Raw genomic sequence first — 20,175 nt, 5'->3', positions numbered from 1 at the left:
AAAAAACGAGGTCGGGACTAAAATCCCGACCTCTTACCTGGTTAGCTAATCACTAGCTACTATGAATTTCAACGTGGGCTAAAAACGTCCACCGGACGTTCCTGCGTTTCTAATTTCTGGCGCAGGGCTAAAAACATCCACCGGATGTTCCAACTCTTTCTAGTTTCTAGGAGTTGGGGTGATACAGTCTCCCAGACTGTATCACTCCTCCATAAAGCTGTTGAAGACTTCTTCAATCATGTTCCATTCGTCTTCTGAGTCTTCTGGGATTGGTTGCAATTCGCCTTCTGTTCCGTCTTCATTTTCGATGAATGAGTAAGCTTGGATTTCAACTTCACCATTTTCATCTTCTTCTGCGTTAACTGGCACTAGCAGAACATAGTTTTTACCAAATTCTTCTTTTCCATCAATGGTCAAAAGGATTTCAAATAAAGTTTCATTTCCTTGTTCATCAACAAGTGTAATCAATTCACGTTCTTCGTGATCATGGTTGTGATCGTGTGACATAGTTTCTCCTCTGTCTTAAAATTTTCTATCTAAATAATTTTGCAAAATCAGCTGAGCAGCCAACTTATCAATAACTTTCTTGCGTTTGTTACGACTGATATCTGCTTGCTCAATCAGCATACGTTCCGCAGCGACAGTCGTCAGACGCTCATCTTGATAGTCTACTGGTAAACCAAAGAGTTCTTCTAGCTTGGCACCGTAGGCTTGACTAGCTTCTACCCGCGGTCCACTGGTATTGTTCATGTTTTTAGGCAGACCAACTACAAAGCGTTCTACCTTATAGCTGTCAACCAATTCCTTGATCCGGTCAAAACCAAACTGGCCCTGGTCCTCATTAATCTGGATGATTTCAAGTCCCTGAGCGGTGAAGCCTAGGGGATCGCTAATCGCCACCCCTACTGTTTTTGAACCGACGTCCAATCCCATAATTCTCATAGATTATAGATCGACTCCTTGTCCCTTAAGGTAGTAGCGTACCAATTCTTCAACAATTTCATCACGCTCATACTTACGGATTTGATTTCGCGCATTGTTATAACGAGGAACGTAGGCAGGGTCACCACTCAATACATAACCGACGATCTGGTTAATCGGATTGTAGCCCTTGTCATTCAAAGAAGCATAGACGTCTGTCAACGTTTCGCTAATTTCTTTCTTATTGGAATCATCCAATTTAAACCGTACAGTTTCTTCAGTAAATCCCATTCTAACACCCTCTTTCCTTAGAATAGTACTATTATAGCACATTCCCTGACGTTCTACAAATAAGTCAGTCGATTAATTTGGATTTTCTATTGTTCTGTCGCCCCATTTGCCACTCTATCAGCAATATACTGGCTAGGTTCGTTTTTTAAGAGATTTTCAAGACCAATATTTTTTAAATATTCCAGCTGAGATGCCTTTTTGACATCCAATACTTGAAAATCATAAGTCGTTGTCGTCTGGATTTCTGTCTCGCTGAGTAGCTTGGTTTCCAGTTTGAATCCTGCTAGTTTGCGTGCCTCTTGGATGGTCTCATCCTTTTCTTCCGCTTCTAGAAGCGCTTTTTGCGTCTCCTCTAGGCCATTTTCAGAGATAAAGGTCTTGAGTTCATCCCCGACAGGTCGTTTTTGCTGGATGGTCAAGGTCAAAAACTGATTGCCTTTATAAGTAATGGTCTGAATCTGCTGCGTTCCATTTTCTGACTTCGGCATCAGCAAGGTCTTGGTGACAACCGTATTCTTTTCGGCATTGTCCAAAACGGGAAGGTTGGATTGGATGGGGTCAGATGCTGTTGTGGAAGCAGCAGGAGTTTCCTTTTTTTGCCCACATCCCGCAAGCAAAAAGAGGAGAGCAAAACTAGCAATTAGTAACTTTTTCATAATTCCTCACATGATTCTAAAACAAAAGAGCAAACAAGGCCAGGAGTCACTCCCAGCCTTGATGTTTTATAGAGCTGCACGTAGACGTGCTTCTGCATTTTCTACATTACGGACAGAGCGTGGCAAGAAGGCACGGATATCATCTTCTTTATAGCCGACTTGTAGGCGCTTCTCGTCAACGAGAATCGGACTCTTTAAGATCCGTGGTGTTTCCATGATTAAGTTGAGCACTTCATTGACACTCAAATCCTCGATGTCAACTCCAAGTGCCTTAGCGTAGCGGTTTTTTGACGAAACGATACTGGCAATTCCATTATCTGTTTTCGTTAGAATATCTAATAACTCTTCTCTTGTAATTCCTTCTTTACCGAGATTTTGTTCTTTATAACTTAACTGGTGGGCATTGAGCCAGGTTTTCGCTTTTTTACAGCTAGTACAACTTGAGACTGTATAAATTTTGATCATGTACCTACCCCTTTCGCTACATGTTACTATCAGTTTAGTCTATTATACCATAAAAAACATCCGACTTGCGACCTATTTTTAAAAAAAATTAACTTTTTTCGCGATTTTCGTACTTTTTTCTTGACAAAATCAATTTATAACCAACTTTTAAATTTTTTGATATACAATCGTTTTACAACTGTAACACTTATCATATAGAGAACGATGATCAAAAGCAAAAAGAGGAAATAAATTGGTTCCAGAGGGGTTAAATGAAGCAGGCTAGCAATTGAAGAGTAGGGAAGAAAGGTCACAAAACTAGCTGCCAGCAAGGTTGTTCCAAGAACAAACCATGATGGACGACTTTGTAAGAAAGGAAGTTTTGCTGAACGAAGCATATGGATAACCATGGTTTGGGACCACATGGATTCAATGAACCAACCTGTCTGGAACAAGATGATAAAGCCCGTTGCAGCCTCTGCTCCGTGAGCATAAGCTTGACCTGTCGCCATTGGAACAATGACAAAATAGAGTAAGATAAAGGTCAAAATATCAAAGGCAGAAGAAATCGGACCCATCCAAATCATAAAACGAGTAATAGACTTGGCTTCCCACTTATGGGGATGCTTCAAAAAGTCTTCATCTACATTATCAAATGGCAAGGCAATGCAAGAAAGGTCGTAGACGAGGTTTAACACAATCAAGTGAATCGGAGCCATAGGGAGGAAAGGTAAAAAGATACCAGACACTAAGAGTGACAGAATATTCCCGAAATTAGAGCTGACCGTCATCTTGATATATTTGGTCATGTTGGCATAGACTTTGCGTCCTTCAACCAGACCTTTTTCAAGCACCATCAAATCCTTATCTAGCAAAATGACATCAGCCGTTTCTTTGGCAATATCTACTGCTGTATCAACAGAAATCCCCACATCTGCCACTTTCATAGAAGGGGCATCGTTGATTCCATCTCCCATATAGCCGACACAATGTCCATTCGATTTGATTTGTAAAATGATTCGTGCTTTTTGATCCGGAGAGAGTTTGGCAAAGACAGTCACCTTCTCAACTGCTTGAGCCAACTCTTCGTCCGTCATGGCGTCAATATCAGAACCCAACAAGATTTGATCAACGTCTAGACCAACTTTTTCGCAAACTGCTTGGGTTACCTTTTCATTGTCTCCCGTCAAAATCTTTGTTTGAACACCGTGTTCTAACAAAGCTTGGATAGCAGGTGCTGCAGATGGTTTTGGTGGATCTAGAAAGGCAAGATAACCTGTTAGAATCATCTCTTTTTCATCTTCAACGGAGTAAGCAAAACCTTCTTTTAGGCCTGTTTTATAGGCAACTCCCAAGACTCGCAAGCCTTGCTGATTAAGTTGATCTACTTCTTTTAAGATTTCCACTCGGATATCATCCGTCAGAGGGCTAATCTGACCGTGATATTCCACATGGGTTGAAATCGCAAGCATTTCCTCTAGAGCACCCTTGGTTACCAAACTAACAACTTCGTTCTCATCCTTGACGATGACACTCATCCGTCTGCGTTCAAAATCAAAGGGCAATTCGTCTATTTTTTGGAAGCTAGTATCCAAATTTTGTAGAATAGCGTGTTCTTTAGCTTCTTTTTCAGTTCTACTGATAATGGCACGGTCCATCAAGTTTTTCAAACCGGTTTGAAAATAGGAATTGAGATAGGCCCGTCTCAACACAGACAAATCCAAATCTCCATGTATATCCAAAGGATATTCAAGGACAATTTCGTCTTGGGTAAGGGTTCCGGTTTTATCCGTGCATAGGATATCAATAGCACCTAGGTCCTGTATGGCATTGAGTTTTTTGATGACGACTTTTTCCTTGGCCATGATAATGGAGCCTTTTGCTAAACTGGCCGTGATGATCATAGGAAGCATCTCAGGTGTCAATCCAACACCAACACTCAAAGCAAATACGCCAGCTTCCAGCCAGTCGCCATCTGTCAAGCCATTGGAGAGAAAGACGATGGGAACCATGACCAACATCAAACGGATCAAGAGCCAAGAGATGCTGTTCATCTCCCGTTCAAAAGAGGTCGGTTCGTCATAGGTATTGAGGGTCTGTTCGATTTCTCCCATCATGGTATCATCACCGACCGCTAGAATCAAAGCCTTGGCACTTCCTGATATCACGTTGGTTCCCATAAAGGCGAGCGCTTCTGCTTCTAGCAGACTATCAAAGTTTGACTGATTCATTTTTGACAAGGCTAGTTTTTCAACCGAGTCACTTTCACCTGTCAAACCAGACTGTTGGACAAAGAAATCACGTGATTCAATTAAAATGAGGTCTGCTGGAATCATGTCCCCAGCACTTAATTTGACTATATCTCCAACGACCAAATCTTCAATTGCAACCTCTAAACTCTGGCCCTCGCGAATAACTGTGGCAGTGTTCACAATCATTTTTGATAGATTGGTCGCAGCCTTATCACTCCGCAGTTCTTGGACAAAGCGTATGCCACCAGAGATTAGAACGAGAACGACGATGATGATAGAGGTCGTCGGATCTTCTTGTCCAGGCTTCGCCAACCAGACATTGGTCACCATGGAGATCATAGCGATGACCAGTAGGATGATTGTAAATGGATTGATGATGGATTCGTAAATCTTTTTGAGGATACTGTCTTCTTGACCCTTAGTGATGGTGTTTTCGCCATATAGGTCACGATTTTTCTCCACCTGCTCCTCAGTCAAGCCTGTTAAACTTGTCTTATAAAAAGATAGAGTTTCGTTTAAATGTGTGTGAATAGCTGCTGCTAATCTTTCTTTTGTAGTTTTCATTGGTTTCTCCTATCTGTATGAATGATGTGTTTCATACACATAGACCAATCACTTTATAAGGGCAGAACGACACAAATCAGCGATTGGCTGTGTATGTGCGGTTCTGGATGATCGTCAATTTGCATCGTTTGCCTCCTTTCCTTGTTCTAAAACAGTAGAAAATCCCACCATAAAATGGCAGGATTAAAAAACTAATTATCTGTTTTTTCGTTCAAGCTTTAACTCCATAGGGCGATGTAATGAGCTTAGTCTTGGCCTTCGCGACCAGGACTGTTGACCAACGAGTAGTGTCTCCACTGCTTTGCGGTAGTCATCCGTATCCCTATGGTAGCCTCACCTACCGTTTTCGTCTATCAGTATAAACCTTTAAAATATAAAAGTCAATGATTTATCTTAATTTTCTTAAATAACAATTAATTCCTTCGGCGCTAGAGTCAACAATTCGCAACCGTTATCTGTAATCAGGATATCATCCTCGATACGGACCCCGTATTTACCTTCAATATAGATACCCGGTTCATCAGTCAAGACCATACCAGACTTAATGACTTCTTTCGAAGTTTGGCTAAAATAAGGTTCTTCGTGTATATCCAGTCCGATACCGTGTCCAATACCGTGAGTAAAGTAGTCGCCATAGCCTGCCTCGATGATAATATCACGAGGTATTTTGTCAAAGTCGCGGAAACCTAAGCCATCCTTAGCTTGATCAATCAAGGCTTGGTTGGCTTTCAGAACCGTATTGTAAATCTCTGCCTGCTCGTCACTGACATGACTGAGGTAGATGGTCCGTGTCATATCACTGACATAATGGTCGTAGAGACAGCCGAAGTCCATGGTAATGGCTTCACCTAGTTCTACTGGTTTGTGCATTGGATGGGCATGGGGCTTAGAAGAGTTGATACCACTGGCTAGAATGGTATCAAAAGACAAGCCAGATGCTCCCAGCTCACGCATACGGAAGTCAAGGAAGTTGGCAATTTCGATCTCAGTCTTTCCAGGTTTGATAAAGTCAAGTGCATCGTGGAAAGCTTGGTCTGAGATGGAACAAGCCTTGCGAATAGTCGCAATCTCCTTCTCATCCTTAATCATACGAAGCGTTTCAACAAACTGAGTCTGTGGAAGCAAGTCAATCCCTGCAAAGGCCGTCTGCATACGGTGGTAATAAGAGACCGAAATCTCGTCTTCAAAACCGACGCGAGACAAGCCCATATCCTTAACAATGCCTGCAATAACAGCCAATTCATCGCGGTCAGCCACAATCTCAAAACCTGTTACTTCTTGCTTAGCCGCAATGATATAACGAGAGTCCGTCACCAAAACCTGACGGTCACGGCTGATAAAAACTGTTCCATTTGAACCCCAAAAACCAGTCAAATAATAGACGTTTTTAAGGTTGTTGATGATGATACCATCTAGTTCTTTTTCTTGCATTTTAGCTAGAAATGCTTGCACACGTTTATTCATGATCTAACTTTCCTTTCAAATAGTGTCCTGTGTAGCTGGCTTCATTGGCCGCTACTTCTTCTGGAGTTCCTGTTGCGATGATGGTGCCTCCACCGACACCGCCCTCAGGTCCCAAATCGATGATATGGTCTGCCGTCTTGATAACATCCAGATTGTGCTCGATGACGAGGACTGTATTGCCATCGTCGACAAAGCGAGCTAAAACTTTAAGCAAGCGAGCGATATCCTCAGTATGAAGCCCTGTCGTTGGCTCATCCAGAATATAGAAGGATTTTCCTGTCGAGCGTTTGTGGAGTTCACTAGCCAACTTCATACGCTGAGCTTCTCCTCCAGAAAGGGTGGTAGCCGGTTGCCCTAGCGTTACATAGCCCAGTCCCACATCCTTGATGGTCTGGAGTTTGCGTTGAATCTTGGGAATATGTTGGAAGAATTCCACCGCATCGTTGACGGTCATATCCAAGACCTGCGAGATATTTTTTTCCTTATAGTGGACTTCTAGGGTTTCACTGTTGTAGCGAGTCCCGTGGCAGACTTCACAAGCCACGTAAACATCTGGCAAGAAGTGCATCTCGATCTTGATAATCCCGTCACCTGAGCAGGCCTCGCAACGACCACCCTTGACGTTGAAACTGAAACGGCCCTTCTTGTAGCCTCGAATCTTAGCTTCGTTTGTCTGGGCAAAGAGGTCACGTATATCGTCAAAAACTCCCGTATAGGTAGCTGGGTTGGACCTCGGCGTTCGTCCAATGGGGCTCTGGTCAATATCAATCAAACGGTCTACATGCTCAATCCCTGTGATGGTCTTGAATTTACCAGGCTTGTCTGAATTGCGGTTGAGCTTCTGGGCAATAGCTTTTTTGAGGATGCTGTTGATTAAGGTCGATTTCCCTGAACCTGACACACCTGTCACCGCAATGAATTTTCCTAATGGGAAGCGAGCAGTGATATTTTGCAAGTTGTTCTCACGCGCTCCCGTCACTTCGATAAAGCGACCATTTCCGGCACGGCGCTCTGCTGGCACTGGAATGGCTCGTTTTCCTGATAAGTACTGGCCTGTGATAGACTTACTGTTACGGGCCACCTGCTTAGGCGTACCTGCAGCGACAATTTCCCCACCAAATGCTCCCGCACCCGGACCAACGTCAATCAGATAATCCGCCTCGCGCATGGTATCTTCATCGTGTTCCACTACGATGAGAGTATTGCCCAAGTCACGCATCTTTTTCAAACTGGCAATCAGGCGGTCATTATCCCTCTGGTGAAGACCGATGGACGGCTCATCCAGGATATAGAGGACACCTGATAGGTTAGACCCAATCTGGGTTGCCAAGCGAATTCGCTGACTCTCACCACCTGAAAGGGTCCCTGCTGATCGAGATAGGGTCAGATAGTTAAGTCCCACATTATTGAGGAAGGTCAAGCGATCCTTGATTTCCTTGAGGATAGGACGAGCAATGATGGCTTCATTTTCAGACAAGGTCAACTGACTCACCAACTCCAAATGGTCTGCGATAGATAGGTCTGAAATTTCTCCGATATGTGGCCCTTGCTCGCCACCTACACGAACAGACAAAGCCTGGTCATTGAGACGATAGCCGTGGCAAGTTCCGCAGGTCAGCTCATTCATGTAGAGGCGCATCTGGGTACGGGTGTAGTCACTGTTAGTCTCATGGTAACGACGCTTGATATTATTGACAACCCCCTCAAAAGGAATGTCAATATCGCGCACACCGCCAAATTCATTTTCATAGTGGAAATGGAATTCCTTGCCATCAGACCCGTAGAGAATCAAGTTTTTATCTTCTTCTGACAAGTCCTCAAAAGGCTTATCCATATCCACTCCAAAGGCTGTCATGGCCTGCTCTAGCATATTTGGATAGTAGTTGGATGAGATAGGATTCCAAGGTGCTAATGCTCCCTCACGCAAGGTTTTGCTGGTATCAGGAACCACCAAGTCAACATCCACCTCCAGCTTGATGCCCAAACCGTCACACTCACTACACGAGCCAAAAGGAGCATTAAAGGAGAAGAGACGAGGCTCTAACTCTGGTACTGTAAAACCACAAACTGGACAGGCATAATGCTCAGAAAAGAGCAACTCAGAATCGTCCATAGTGTCGATAATCACATAGCCTTCTGCGATACGAAGGGCAGCCTCAATGGAATCAAAGAGACGGCTACGAATGCCCTCCTTGATGACAATACGGTCGACCACGACATCGATATTGTGTTGCTTACTCTTAGACAGTTCAGGCACTTCGGTCACATCATAGACTTCCCCATCCACTCGGACACGAACATAGCCATCTTTCTGAATCTTTTCAATGACGCTCTTATGTTGTCCTTTTTTCTTGCGGATAACAGGGGCCAAAATCTGCAAGCGTTGGCGTTCTGGCAATTCTAAGACCTTATCAACGATCTGCTCCACAGAAGAAGCCTTGATAGCCCCGTGTCCGTTGATACAGTAAGGCGTCCCCACACGTGCGTAGAGGAGACGCAGATAGTCATTGATTTCAGTCGTCGTTCCCACGGTCGAACGAGGGTTTTTGCTGGTGGTTTTCTGGTCGATGGAAATAGCTGGGCTGAGGCCATCAATGGCATCCACATCTGGTTTTTCCATATTGCCCAAGAACTGGCGAGCGTAGGCTGACAAACTCTCTACATAGCGACGTTGGCCCTCAGCATAGAGGGTATCAAAGGCCAGACTGGATTTCCCAGAACCTGACAAACCAGTCACAACAACCAGCTTGTCTCGCGGAATCTCCACATCAATATTTTTTAAGTTATGGGCACGTGCCCCATGAATGACAATTTTATCTTGCATCTTTGTTCTTTCTAGTCCATTATTGCTTTCCATTATACCAAAAAATGTGAAATTCTATTACCCAAAAAGCTGTTTTTATAGTATAATAGTACGGTGCAAAAAATGAATCACTGAAGATAGTAGGAAAGGATAGGGGATATGAAACAAGTTTTTCTCTCAACAACAACGGAATTTAAAGAGATCGACACGCTTGAACCGGGTACTTGGATCAACCTCGTCAATCCTACACAAAATGAATCACTGGAAATCGCCAACGCCTTTGATATTGACATTGCCGACCTTCGAGCACCGCTCGATGCGGAAGAAATGTCCCGTATTACCATCGAAGATGAATACACTTTGATCATCGTGGACGTTCCCATCACAGAGGAAAGAAACAATCGTACCTACTACGTTACGATTCCGCTGGGGATTATCATCACAGAGGAGACCATTATCACTACCTGCTTGGAGCCCCTACCTGTTCTCGATGTCTTTATCAACCGTAGACTGCGCAATTTCTACACTTTCATGCGTTCACGCTTTATCTTCCAGATTCTCTACCGCAACGCCGAACTTTACCTTACGGCCCTTCGTTCGATCGACCGTAAGAGTGAACAAATCGAAAGTCAACTTCACAAGTCTACTCGAAACGAAGAGCTGATCGAGCTCATGGAATTGGAAAAGACCATCGTCTATTTCAAGGCCTCACTTAAGACGAACGAGCGCGTGATTAAGAAATTGACTAGCGCAACTAGCAATATCAAGAAATACCTAGAAGACGAAGACCTACTCGAAGACACTCTGATTGAAACCCAACAGGCCATCGAGATGGCAGATATCTATGGAAATGTCCTTCACTCTATGACAGAGACCTTTGCCTCTATCATTTCCAACAACCAGAACAACATCATGAAAACTCTGGCTCTCGTGACCATCGTCATGTCTGTCCCAACCATGATCTTCTCAGCCTATGGGATGAACTTTAAGGATAATGAAATCCCTCTGAACGGTGAACCACACGCCTTCTGGTTAATCGTCTTTATCGCCTTTGCTATGAGTGTTTCGCTCACTCTCTATCTCATCCATAAAAAATGGTTCTAAGAGGAATCCCTATGTCTCAGATTGATTTACAAAAATTAACTAAGAAAAACCAAGAGTTTATCCACATCGCTACCCAACAATTTATCAAAGATGGTAAAACAGACGCTGAAATCAAGGCTGTTTTTGAGGAAGTTATTCCTAAAATCCTTGAAGAGCAAGCCAAAGGAACAACAGCTCGTTCCCTCTACGGTGCTCCAACCCACTGGGCTCATAGCTTTACAGTCAAGGAACAGTACGAAAAAGAGCATCCTAAGGAAAATGATGATCCAAAACTCATGATTATGGACTCAGCCCTTTTTATCACCAGTCTCTTTGCACTGGTTAGCTCTCTGACCAACTTCTTCTCTACAGACCAAGCTATTGGCTATGGGTTGATTACCCTCTTGTTGGTTGGACTTGTCGGAGGGGTGGCCTTCTACTTGATGTACTACTTTGTCTACCAGTACTATGGACCAGACACAGATCGTAGCCAGCGCCCTCCTTTCTGGAAATCAATCCTCGTCATCCTCGCTGCTATGCTTCTCTGGTTGGTTGTCTTCTTTGCAACAAGCTTCCTACCAGCCACTCTCAATCCAATCCTTGCTCCACTGCCTTTGGCTGTCCTAGGAGCAGCCCTTCTCGCCCTTCGCTTCTATCTCAAGAAACGCTTCAATATCCGAAGCGCAAGCGCAGGCCCATCACGTTATTAAGAAAAGTGAAAAGCTATGGCATATAGTCAATCTTTAGCTCAGCAGATTCGAAAAATTCTAGCACTCAAACTTCCTCCCCAAATTTTCGAAGAAGAGCTAGAAGAAAAGAGGCTGTTTGGTGGCCTGGCCTTTATGATTCGTGGGAAAATGGTCCTTACAGTCAGTTCCAGAAAGGACGAACTGGTTATGGTGAGAATTGGCAAGGAAATGGAGAAGCAAGTTCTACCCCGAACAGGAGCTCATACTACATTGATGAGAGGGAGACCTTATCATGGCTATATAGACCTAGATATAGAAGGTCAAAAAGAACTTCCTTACTGGATTGATTTAGCTCTCTCCTATAATCAAGAGTTGATCAAGTAACTCATATCTAGTGAGATTGGAAAAACGAAAAGCAACTGCACAGGCGGTTGCTTTTCACTTGCTTTCTTGATATCCAACAGAACTTCTGAGTCTGATTCTTATAGTTTTCTCTCATCTTTTGTGATAGAATAGGCTCATACTCAATGAAAATCAAAGAGCAAACTAGGAAGCTAGCCGCAGGTTGCTCAAAGCACTGCTTTGAGGTTGTAGATAGAACTGACGAGGTCAGTAACATATATACGGCAAGGATAAGCTGACGTGGTTTGAATTTGATTTTCGAAGAGTATCAATCTATTTCTAGGAGGATGAGATATGGTTTCTACTATTGGTATTGTTAGTTTGTCTAGCGGTGTTATCGGAGAGGATTTTGTCAAACACGAAGTCGATTTGGGTCTCCAACGTCTCAAGGATTTGGGACTCAATCCTGTCTTTTTGCCCCATTCGCTAAAAGGCTTAGACTTTATCAAGGACCATCCTGAAGCACGTGCAGAGGATTTGATGCAGGCCTTTTCGGATGATAGCATCGACATGATCCTATGCGCCATCGGTGGGGATGATACCTATCGCTTGCTACCTTATCTTTTTGAAAACGATCAGCTTCAAAAGGTTATCAAACCAAAGATTTTTCTTGGCTTCTCGGATACCACTATGAATCACCTTATGTTGCACAAACTAGGGGTCAAGACTTTTTATGGGCAATCCTTTCTAGCAGACATTTGTGAATTAGACAAGGAGATGTTGCCCTATAGCTTTCACTACTTTAAAGAACTGATCGAGACGGGAAGAATCTTAGAAATCCGACCTAGCGACGTTTGGTATGAGGAACGGACTGATTTTAGTCCCAAGGCTCTGGGAACAGCTCGTATCAGTCATGTAAACACTGGTTTTGACTTGTTGCAAGGAAATGCTCAGTTTGAGGGAGAAATCCTCGGAGGTTGCCTTGAATCTCTCTATGATATTTTTGACAACTCTCGATACGCAGACAGCACGGAGCTCTGCCAAAAGTACAAACTCTTCCCTGACTTATCCGACTGGGAAGGAAAGATTCTCTTGCTAGAAACAAGCGAAGAAAAACCTGAGCCGGAAAACTTCAAAAAGATGGTGCAGGCTTTGAAAGAAACTGGGGTATTTGAGGTCATCAGTGGACTATTGGTCGGAAAACCTATGGATGAAGCCTTCTATGACGACTATAAGGAAGCACTATTGGATATCATTGACAGCAATATCCCGATTGTCTATAATCTGAATGTCGGCCACGCAACTCCAAGAGCCATTGTGCCCTTTGGCGTCTATGCTTATGTGGATGCAAAAGAGCAAGTCATTCGCTTTGACGATAACAAAAAAATAAACAATTTCTCCATTTTTGTGCTTTGGTATTGATTTTCGTTACAATTTGTGTCTGAATTTATTGCATTTTGCTTATTTCTATGATATCTTTTTAAAGGAGGTGTATATGACTAAACAAAAAATAAATCAAATTGTCGGTTCAATCGGGGCCTTTATCGGGATTATTGTATTTATCGCCTACATCCCACAAATTTTTGCCAATTTACAAGGCAACAAGGCTCAACCATTTCAGCCTTTATCCGCAGCAGTATCTTGTTTAATTTGGGTTATTTACGGATGGACAAAAGAACCTAAGAAGGATTGGATACTAATTATTCCAAACTCAGCCGGCGTTGTCTTAGGTGGACTGACATTTCTCACTGCACTATAAAAATTACTAGCATATAATCAAAAAGCTGAGAAACTCATCTCAGCTTTTTCTATATTCTCAGATAATTAGACGCCTGCACTCACTTATTTCCGCTTTTCCACTCACAATCATTTTCGTGGTCGTCAATCAGACCTGCCGCTTGTAGAAAAGCTAAAACTGCGACTGGACCTGTGAACTTGAAGCCTCGTTTTTTGAGATCTTGAGATAACTTTTCAGACAAGGCTGTTTTAGCAGGTGCTAGGTGGTAGTCAGGAACATCATTCACGATCGTTTTTCCCTCAATAAAGGACCAGAGATAAGTGTCAAAAGAGCCAAAGGTTTTCTGGATTTGTAAAAATGCTTGGGCGTTGGCACGCGTCGCAAAGAGCTTGGCACGATTTCGGATGATGGCTGGATTCTCTAACAAGGCTTCCAACTCCCCATCTGTCATTTCCGCGACACGTTGAACTTGGTAGTTGTAAAAGACTTCTCGAAATCCTTGGCGTTTGTTTAGTACCGTTTCCCAAGATAGACCCGACTGGTAAGTTTCCAAACAAAGCAACTCAAAAAGAGCACGGTCATCATGAAGGGGTTGGCCCCACTCTTCATCATGATAGGCCACATATAATGGGTTGTTCATTTTAACCCAACCACAGCGTTTTGACATATTATTCTCCTATTTCACCAACATCTTAAGGGCTGACTTGATATAGTTCTCAGCTGTATCCGTCGTTCCTTCAAAGAATTTCTTGATTTTCTTGAGCTCGGTCGCCTTGTAGCCCAATGCCAACATGGCTTCCATAGCTTCTTCCAGTTCTTGGTTTTCAGCGCTTGTTTGCACTGCCACCTTGGCAGGAAGGTCATCGCTAGCCACAACTACCTTTCCTTCCAAGTCCAGCACCATCTGCTGAGCAGTTTTCTTACCGATTTTAGGGAACTTAGTCAAGTAAGTGATGTTCTTAGTCTCGATGGCTTGAACCAAGCCAGCATTGTCATCTGCAGCGATAATAGCCAAAGCTGATACAGGACCAATCCCAGAGACCGAGATTAGACTAAGAAAGAGCTTCTTCTCATCTTCTGAACGAAAACCATAAAGCAGATGCGTGTCCTCACGAACAACTTGATGCACATAAATTTGAGTTTCTTGATTGACCTGACCTGAGTAAGCATAGGGATTAGCTACATGCAAGATATAACCGATACCATTTACCTCTAGAACAATGTATTTGGCAGTGATTTTGGTAATGATTCCTTTTAGATATTCGTACATAGTTTTCACTTTCTATAATTGATTTGCAATTCCTTGTAAATGCGCTGCTCTGATGATAAGAAGCAACCCAAGTACTGCACACACAATAAAAACGAGCCAAACACCTACAGCACCTGTTGCAGCGCTGATAGAAATCATCGCCCCCGCTAAAATAGACGCTAAAGGCTGCGCCATATTAAGGAAACCTGAGTAGGTTCCGAGCTTATTCTCATTCATCATTTCCGCCCGCAAAACTTGGCTTGGTGGCATGCAGATGAGTTCCCCCATAGTATAGAGAATGGCTAGCAAAAACAGAGCCCAGAAACTCCTGAAGACAATGGTGAAAAGCATACCCAAGTCAAAGATAATACTTCCCAATAAAAACTGCGGTATGATCTTCATTTCCTTGGTCAAACGATTGGCAGTCGTTATGAAGCAAACAATAATCAGGGTATTGATAAAAACCATGATACTGAGCATCTTAGCTCCTGAAATATGAATACCGAAAATACTACTCGCGATGAATGACTCTTTCAAATGAACGGGTATATAATTGTCAATTTGCAACCAGATAACTCCATTAAATACAGTCCCTAACGTATAAAGTAGGAAAATTTTGTCCTGAAAAACAGAAACATAATTTTTCACAGTTGCCAAAGGACTGCTACCATGCTCAAAGACCAGATTAGCTGGCTTGCTTTCTGAAAAATATTTCCAAGCGAGGAAAAAATTCAAGAAGCTAATCACCGTCAAAACCAGAAGCAACTCAAAAAAATGGTGGTCGTAAAAGAAACCTGCAAGCCCTGCTCCTAACATAACGGATACATTGACAAACCAATAACTAATCGTATAAACGAAACGGCGATTTTGCTCGTCGGTCAAATCAATAATCATCGCATCAATAGCCGGCCAAGAGAAAGTTCCTGCGGTCTCTGCCAGCAACATTCCGACAAAAGTCAAAAAGGGAAAAATATGATTAGGCATATTTGCCAGCAGCACAAGAAAGTAGCCACTCGCAAGACCAAAGTTTCCCCAGTCAATGACTTTCTTACGTCCCCAAAGATCCGCCAAATGTCCACCATACAGCCCAGCTAAAAAACCAATGAGTTTGGTTGTGATCATCAATAACCCCGCCCAAAAGGCTCCAAAATATTGAACATAGTACATGGCCATAAAAGGAGTAATGGCACTCTCTAAAATCCGTGCTACAAAGCTCATCCATTCCCGCATTTGAATTTGCTTGGGGAGGGCAAAAAATTCTTTCATCTTTCATTCCTTTTTCATAATTTCTTCGCTTTTTCTTACCTAGTATATCATATTTTTTTGCTGAAAACTGCAAACACAAGTGCAACCTCTGGTTGACAAATAGTACAGGAGATTGTATTCTCATAATAAGTAAAAATTGTTAGGATAGAAGTAGAAAAAGGAGGATAGAATAATGAAACTCGCAGAAAAACTATTTGAGCTCAGAAAGGAAAAAGGTTGGTCCCAAGAAAAACTAGCAGAACAAATCAATGTTTCTCGGCAAAGCATCTCCAAATGGGAGTCTGGACAAGTACTTCCTGAAATCGAAAAAATTATTGAATTAAGCAAGATTTTTCAAGTGACAACTGACTATCTCTTACTGGATGAAAACTCTGAAAAATCTTCAACGGCAGTGATTTTGGAGGAAGACAAGGACAACTACTATAAAGAGGTTAAATCCTTTGGTCTTTGGCAAGTGATTTATATTTTCGTATTGGCTCTGGCTATCTATCTCTTTTTAGCCGGTTCTAGTTTTCCAGCCGAATTCACCGCTTTGATCTGGCTAACCTTCGTTCTCTTAATCGCTTCTGCAATTGCTATTAACAAGGCGCTAAAGATTAAGCAAAAGTATCTGGACAAGGTTATATGCCTTGATGATTTTAAGAAAGAAGGTGCTAAAGATGAAACTAAAAACTGACAATCCCATACCTATCAAAACTCGTCTGAAAGAGCTGATTGGAGACTGGCTCTTTATCTCGGGCTACCTCATTTCTTTATTTTTACTAGCTATGGGCTTTTACAATCTAGTTCTAGGAGGCGTTCCCGTATTCACTGAAGCCCAGAGCCAACTTCTGGCTTTTTCTAGCTCGGTTCTGCCCCTAACTATCATCTTTGCTTGGCTCGACTATAGAAAAGGAAGTTTTGGCAAGCGTTGGGCAGGTTTACAGCTGATTTACAAGCATAGGAGCCTTTCCCACAGCCTTTTGCGCTCTGCTATCAAGTTTTTCCCTTGGCAGTTGGGACATATGGGAGCTATTCGTAGTGCTTATCAAGCAGATGCTCTGTCAATTTTCTTGTCAACCTCAGCAGGGATTCTCTTCTTGATTTTTCTGCTGATGGGACTCCTTCGCAAGGACAAACGTCATCCAGCTGATTTGCTTGCTGGAACACAAGTTCAGCTCAAAAATTCAAAACAGCTCTAGTTTTATAACTAGGGCTGTTTGATTTTCTATAAGGTTTAGTATTTCCCCAACTCTCGGAGGCTGGTATGATTCTCCTGAATGCGTCGGAACATCTTTTCCATATCCGACTTGGTAAAATGCACCAAAACAGGACGGCCATGTGGACAGTTATAGGGATTGTCACATTGAGAAAGCTGATAAAGGAGCTGTCTGGCTGAGTGGTCATCGATACGATGGTTGGCCTTGATAGACCGCTTGCAGGACATCATGATAGCCAACTCTGCTCGGTATTTCTTGATCGAAACTTTCTTGGTCAAGAGCAGCATATCACACATTTCATAGATACCAGACTCGATTTCTTCCTCTGCCATCCAAATAGGATGTTCACGTAGGATAAACTGGTTGGCTCCGTACTCTGCTAAAAAGACACCCACTTCCTCTAAGAGAGGCATTCTTTCCCTGAGACGAAGGGCATCATCTGCTGGGAATTCAAAGATATAGGGCACTAGAAGTTGTTGCTGACTCTGGTCAACATTGCCGATGCTTTCACGGTATTCCTCGTACTTAACCCGTTCCTGAGCCGCATGCTGGTCAATGATATAGAGTCCATCTCGACCTTGGGCAAAGAGATAGGTCCCGTGCATTTGCCCGAAAAATTCCAACTCTGGAAAGCTGGATGCTTCTTCTCGCTCCAGCTTGTCATAGGCCTTATCGAGACTGGCAAGATCTAACTCTGGGTGATCTAGTTGGTCATAGCTGACAGGCTTTCTCTCTGCAAAATGCAGTTTTGCTGGCTTGGTCAGTTGCTCCAAGGTTTCCTTGGCAAACAAGGTTAAATCCTGCCCTTCCTCAGTTAATTCAACCTGATGATCAGCCACCTCAGCTTGACTGGCTCTAGTTACCTCCGTTTTTTCATAGTAAAGCGTATTTTCTTTGAGTGGGAGAATAGTTTGCTCTACCTTTTGACGATTGCGCACGGTCGACTTGGCAAGATTTTCTAAAGCATCAGGAATCAAGGCTTGTTCCTTGAGACTATTTGAAATAGCTTCTGAAAGCAGCGCCATCAGTTCTCTTTCCTTAGAAATCCGCACTTCTTGCTTGGTCGGATGCACATTGACATCTGCCAAATAAGGATCAATATGGATGTGAATGACAGCCAGTGGAAAACGCCCTACCATGAGCTTGCTTCCATAACCGTCAAGAATAGCACGGTTGAGTAGAAAGTTCTTGATATAACGGCCATTGATGAAGAGGCTGATATAGTTGCGATTTGCTCGGGTTAACTCAGGCAGAGACACAAAACCTGTAATTTCGAAATCTAAGTCAGAGTTCTCAATTTCAATCATCTTCTTAGCACTCACCAAACCGTAAATCCCTGCGATGGCTTGACGCAGTTGACCAGTCCCTGCTGTCCGCGTCATTTCCTTGCCATCACTGATTAAACTAAAAGAAATCTCGGGATGAGCCAAGCCCAGACGGTTGACAATATCAATGATATGAGACAGCTCCGCTTGCTGGCTCTTCATATACTTGAGACGGGCAGGTGTGTTGAAAAAGAGGTCTTCCACACAAACTTTGGTTCCTACAGGGCTAGTCGCTGGGATGACTTCCTCAACTTGACCTCCACGCGCGACTAACTTAGTCCCATGACTCGCACCATCCACCGCCGTCAACAGAGTCAGCACACTGACAGAAGCGATAGAAGGCAGGGCTTCACCACGAAAACCAAGCGTCCGAATCCGAAAGAGGTCTGCCTGATTTTTTATCTTACTGGTCGCATGGCGACGCAAGGCCAACTCCACCTCATCGTGGGCAATTCCATGACCATTATCGGTGATTTGAATTTTCTTGAGACCAGCTTCCTCAATCTCAATGATAATCTGGCTAGAACCCGCGTCAATGGCATTTTCTACCAACTCTTTGACCACGCTAGCAGGACGTTCAATGACCTCTCCTGCTGCGATCTGGTTTGCCAGCACCTCTGGCAATTCAATAATATGAGACATCTTTCAGCCCCTTTCTGTATCTATTTTCCTAGAAATTGATTAGTGCTATTATACCATATTTCAGATACTATCAGAAAAAGCAAATACCACATAGACTCCAAACCTCTCCACATAGACAAAAGCTCTTGCCATGGGTCGTAAAATAGTGGTATACTCAATAAAAATCAAAGAGCAAACTAGAAAGCTAGGCGCAGACAGTACTTTTGTACGGCAAGACGACGCTGACGTGGTTTGAATTTGATTTTTGAAGAGTATTAATAAAGGTGTACAGGAAGTGATCACAACCTTGTATAACTGAAAAGGAGGGAAATTTATGAAAGTAGAACTACAGATTAAGGAGACTTACGAGGAGGAAAAGCTGATTGTCCAAACTCCTCAGCCGACCGAAAAAGTCCAGAAAGTCATCGAGTTCGTAGAAAATCTTGACCAAAAAGAAACAATCAAAGGAAAGATTGATGATCAGGTCTATCTAGTTAAGATTTATAAGATACAACGCTTCTATATCGAGAATCGAAAGGTTCTAGCAGAAACTGCCAGTCAGACCTACAGCATTGATTTACGACTCTATCAAGTTCTTGACATTCTGCCGACCACTTTTATCCAAATTTCCCAATCAGAAATCGTTAATATTGACGCTATCTCTCATCTCAAGCTCACGCCCAATGGTCTGGTTGAAATTTTCTTAAAAAACGAAAGCTTCACCTACTCTTCACGCCGTTACCTAAAAACCATCAAGGAGAAATTAGAACTATGAAAAAACAAATCTTTCACGATGCAGCCGCTGGTGTACTTATCGGCCTCATCCTCTCTATCCTCTTTTCACTCATTTATGCACCAAATACCTATACCCCACTAAGCCCCGAGTCTCTTATCGGCCAAGCGATGGCTCAACATCAGGTTCACGGTGCCTTGGTCTTGCTCTACTGTATGATCATCTGGTCAGCTATCGGTGTTCTCTTTAGCTTTGGTGGTCGTTTATTCAGCCGTGATTGGAGCTTGCTCCGTGCCACACTTTCCCATTTCTTCCTTATGCTGGCTGGCTTTGTTCCACTAGCAACTCTGGCTGGTTGGTTCCCCTTCCACTGGACCTTCTATCTCCAACTCATTCCAGAGTTTGCAATCGTCTACCTTATCATCTGGGTTATTCTCTATAAAAGAGAAGCTAAAAAAGTAGACCACATCAATCAACTCTTGGCTCATAAAAAGTAATAGAGAAAAATCCCACTCACAAACACATGAGTGGGGTC

General features: G+C 43.0%; 21 protein-coding genes and 1 riboswitch. Of the genes, 9 read left to right on the top strand and 12 right to left on the bottom strand.

The features are described 5' to 3' along the window. Positions 1 to 201: 201 nt before the first annotated feature. The 8 genes from HMPREF8578_RS05325 to uvrA all read right to left on the bottom strand — a co-directional run bounded on the left by HMPREF8578_RS05325 (position 202) and on the right by uvrA (position 9,416). Positions 202 to 507, bottom strand: coding sequence for a DUF1292 domain-containing protein (locus tag HMPREF8578_RS05325; RefSeq protein WP_000017624.1), 306 nt, complete (start codon positions 505 to 507; stop codon positions 202 to 204). 15 nt (positions 508 to 522) lie between these two features. Then, on the bottom strand, positions 523 to 942 hold the full coding sequence (ruvX, locus tag HMPREF8578_RS05320; RefSeq protein ID WP_002876031.1) for a Holliday junction resolvase RuvX: 420 nt from the start codon (positions 940 to 942) through the stop codon (positions 523 to 525). Positions 943 to 945: 3 nt separating this feature from the next. After that, on the bottom strand, positions 946 to 1,212 hold the full coding sequence (locus HMPREF8578_RS05315; RefSeq protein ID WP_000507059.1) for an IreB family regulatory phosphoprotein: 267 nt from the start codon (positions 1,210 to 1,212) through the stop codon (positions 946 to 948). A gap of 86 nt (positions 1,213 to 1,298) precedes the next feature. Then, on the bottom strand, positions 1,299 to 1,868 hold the full coding sequence (locus HMPREF8578_RS05310; RefSeq protein ID WP_000734685.1) for an SP0191 family lipoprotein: 570 nt from the start codon (positions 1,866 to 1,868) through the stop codon (positions 1,299 to 1,301). Between the two features lie 66 nt (positions 1,869 to 1,934). Then, positions 1,935 to 2,333, bottom strand: coding sequence for a transcriptional regulator Spx (gene spx / locus HMPREF8578_RS05305; RefSeq protein WP_000591165.1), 399 nt, complete (start codon positions 2,331 to 2,333; stop codon positions 1,935 to 1,937). A gap of 134 nt (positions 2,334 to 2,467) precedes the next feature. Then, complete coding sequence (mgtA, locus tag HMPREF8578_RS05300; RefSeq protein ID WP_000858839.1) at positions 2,468 to 5,128, bottom strand: magnesium-translocating P-type ATPase; 2,661 nt, start codon at positions 5,126 to 5,128, stop codon at positions 2,468 to 2,470. Positions 5,129 to 5,323: 195 nt separating this feature from the next. Then, positions 5,324 to 5,475: riboswitch (M-box (ykoK) riboswitch) on the bottom strand. A 55-nt stretch (positions 5,476 to 5,530) separates the two neighbouring features. Beyond that, positions 5,531 to 6,592 carry a M24 family metallopeptidase gene (locus HMPREF8578_RS05295; protein WP_001042877.1) on the bottom strand — a complete coding sequence of 354 codons (1,062 nt, stop codon included), beginning with the start codon at positions 6,590 to 6,592 and terminating at the stop codon, positions 5,531 to 5,533. Further along, positions 6,585 to 9,416: an excinuclease ABC subunit UvrA gene (uvrA, locus tag HMPREF8578_RS05290; RefSeq protein ID WP_001152856.1), complete on the bottom strand. Its 2,832-nt coding sequence runs from the start codon at positions 9,414 to 9,416 to the stop codon at positions 6,585 to 6,587. Before uvrA ends, HMPREF8578_RS05295 begins: the two co-directional genes overlap by 8 nt. Positions 9,417 to 9,554: 138 nt before the next feature. Between uvrA and HMPREF8578_RS05285 the strand changes: the two genes are divergently transcribed. The 5 genes from HMPREF8578_RS05285 (at position 9,555) to HMPREF8578_RS05265 (ending at position 13,268) form a co-directional block, all read left to right on the top strand. Continuing rightward, on the top strand, positions 9,555 to 10,499 hold the full coding sequence (locus HMPREF8578_RS05285) for a magnesium transporter CorA family protein (RefSeq protein ID WP_000815617.1): 945 nt from the start codon (positions 9,555 to 9,557) through the stop codon (positions 10,497 to 10,499). 11 nt (positions 10,500 to 10,510) lie between these two features. After that, complete coding sequence (locus HMPREF8578_RS05280) at positions 10,511 to 11,188, top strand: DUF1129 domain-containing protein (protein ID WP_000078000.1); 678 nt, start codon at positions 10,511 to 10,513, stop codon at positions 11,186 to 11,188. Positions 11,189 to 11,203: 15 nt separating this feature from the next. Continuing rightward, positions 11,204 to 11,551, top strand: a complete 348-nt coding sequence (locus HMPREF8578_RS05275; protein ID WP_000331829.1) for a TfoX/Sxy family protein — start codon at positions 11,204 to 11,206, stop codon at positions 11,549 to 11,551. Positions 11,552 to 11,863: 312 nt separating this feature from the next. Then, positions 11,864 to 12,931, top strand: a complete 1,068-nt coding sequence (locus HMPREF8578_RS05270) for a S66 family peptidase (protein ID WP_000255134.1) — start codon at positions 11,864 to 11,866, stop codon at positions 12,929 to 12,931. Positions 12,932 to 13,004: 73 nt separating this feature from the next. Continuing rightward, positions 13,005 to 13,268, top strand: coding sequence for a SemiSWEET family transporter (locus HMPREF8578_RS05265; RefSeq protein WP_000166112.1), 264 nt, complete (start codon positions 13,005 to 13,007; stop codon positions 13,266 to 13,268). 79 nt (positions 13,269 to 13,347) lie between these two features. Here HMPREF8578_RS05265 and HMPREF8578_RS05260 read toward each other — a convergent pair whose 3' ends face one another. The 3 genes from HMPREF8578_RS05260 to HMPREF8578_RS05250 are packed head-to-tail and all read right to left on the bottom strand — an operon-like array spanning position 13,348 to position 15,762. Continuing rightward, entirely contained in the window at positions 13,348 to 13,914 is a 567-nt protein-coding gene (locus tag HMPREF8578_RS05260) for a DNA-3-methyladenine glycosylase I (protein ID WP_000043907.1), read from the bottom strand. Between the two features lie 9 nt (positions 13,915 to 13,923). Beyond that, complete coding sequence (gene ruvA / locus HMPREF8578_RS05255) at positions 13,924 to 14,517, bottom strand: Holliday junction branch migration protein RuvA (RefSeq protein ID WP_000273427.1); 594 nt, start codon at positions 14,515 to 14,517, stop codon at positions 13,924 to 13,926. Positions 14,518 to 14,529: 12 nt separating this feature from the next. Then, positions 14,530 to 15,762, bottom strand: coding sequence for an MFS transporter (locus tag HMPREF8578_RS05250; RefSeq protein ID WP_000657469.1), 1,233 nt, complete (start codon positions 15,760 to 15,762; stop codon positions 14,530 to 14,532). Positions 15,763 to 15,934: 172 nt separating this feature from the next. Between HMPREF8578_RS05250 and HMPREF8578_RS05245 the strand changes: the two genes are divergently transcribed. Together HMPREF8578_RS05245 and HMPREF8578_RS05240 are read left to right on the top strand one after the other, a co-directional pair. Further along, on the top strand, positions 15,935 to 16,438 hold the full coding sequence (locus tag HMPREF8578_RS05245; RefSeq protein WP_000761364.1) for a helix-turn-helix domain-containing protein: 504 nt from the start codon (positions 15,935 to 15,937) through the stop codon (positions 16,436 to 16,438). Further along, positions 16,422 to 16,943, top strand: a complete 522-nt coding sequence (locus HMPREF8578_RS05240) for an RDD family protein (protein ID WP_000769794.1) — start codon at positions 16,422 to 16,424, stop codon at positions 16,941 to 16,943. The genes HMPREF8578_RS05245 and HMPREF8578_RS05240 overlap by 17 nt, the downstream gene beginning before the upstream one ends. A gap of 35 nt (positions 16,944 to 16,978) precedes the next feature. On the opposite strand, the gene mutL is transcribed toward HMPREF8578_RS05240, so the two are convergent. After that, positions 16,979 to 18,928: a DNA mismatch repair endonuclease MutL gene (mutL, locus tag HMPREF8578_RS05235; protein WP_000018203.1), complete on the bottom strand. Its 1,950-nt coding sequence runs from the start codon at positions 18,926 to 18,928 to the stop codon at positions 16,979 to 16,981. A gap of 313 nt (positions 18,929 to 19,241) precedes the next feature. Here mutL and HMPREF8578_RS05230 point away from each other — a divergent pair, with 313 nt between their 5' ends. Continuing rightward, entirely contained in the window at positions 19,242 to 19,682 is a 441-nt protein-coding gene (locus HMPREF8578_RS05230) for a LytTR family DNA-binding domain-containing protein (RefSeq protein ID WP_000861947.1), read from the top strand. Next, on the top strand, positions 19,679 to 20,137 hold the full coding sequence (locus tag HMPREF8578_RS05225; RefSeq protein ID WP_000743977.1) for a DUF3021 domain-containing protein: 459 nt from the start codon (positions 19,679 to 19,681) through the stop codon (positions 20,135 to 20,137). Before HMPREF8578_RS05230 ends, HMPREF8578_RS05225 begins: the two co-directional genes overlap by 4 nt. Positions 20,138 to 20,175: the final 38 nt, after the last annotated feature.

The organism is Streptococcus oralis ATCC 49296 (assembly GCF_000185265.1).
Lineage (GTDB): Bacteria > Bacillota > Bacilli > Lactobacillales > Streptococcaceae > Streptococcus > Streptococcus oralis_BC.
This window is presented reverse-complemented; position numbering and strand designations above follow the sequence as displayed.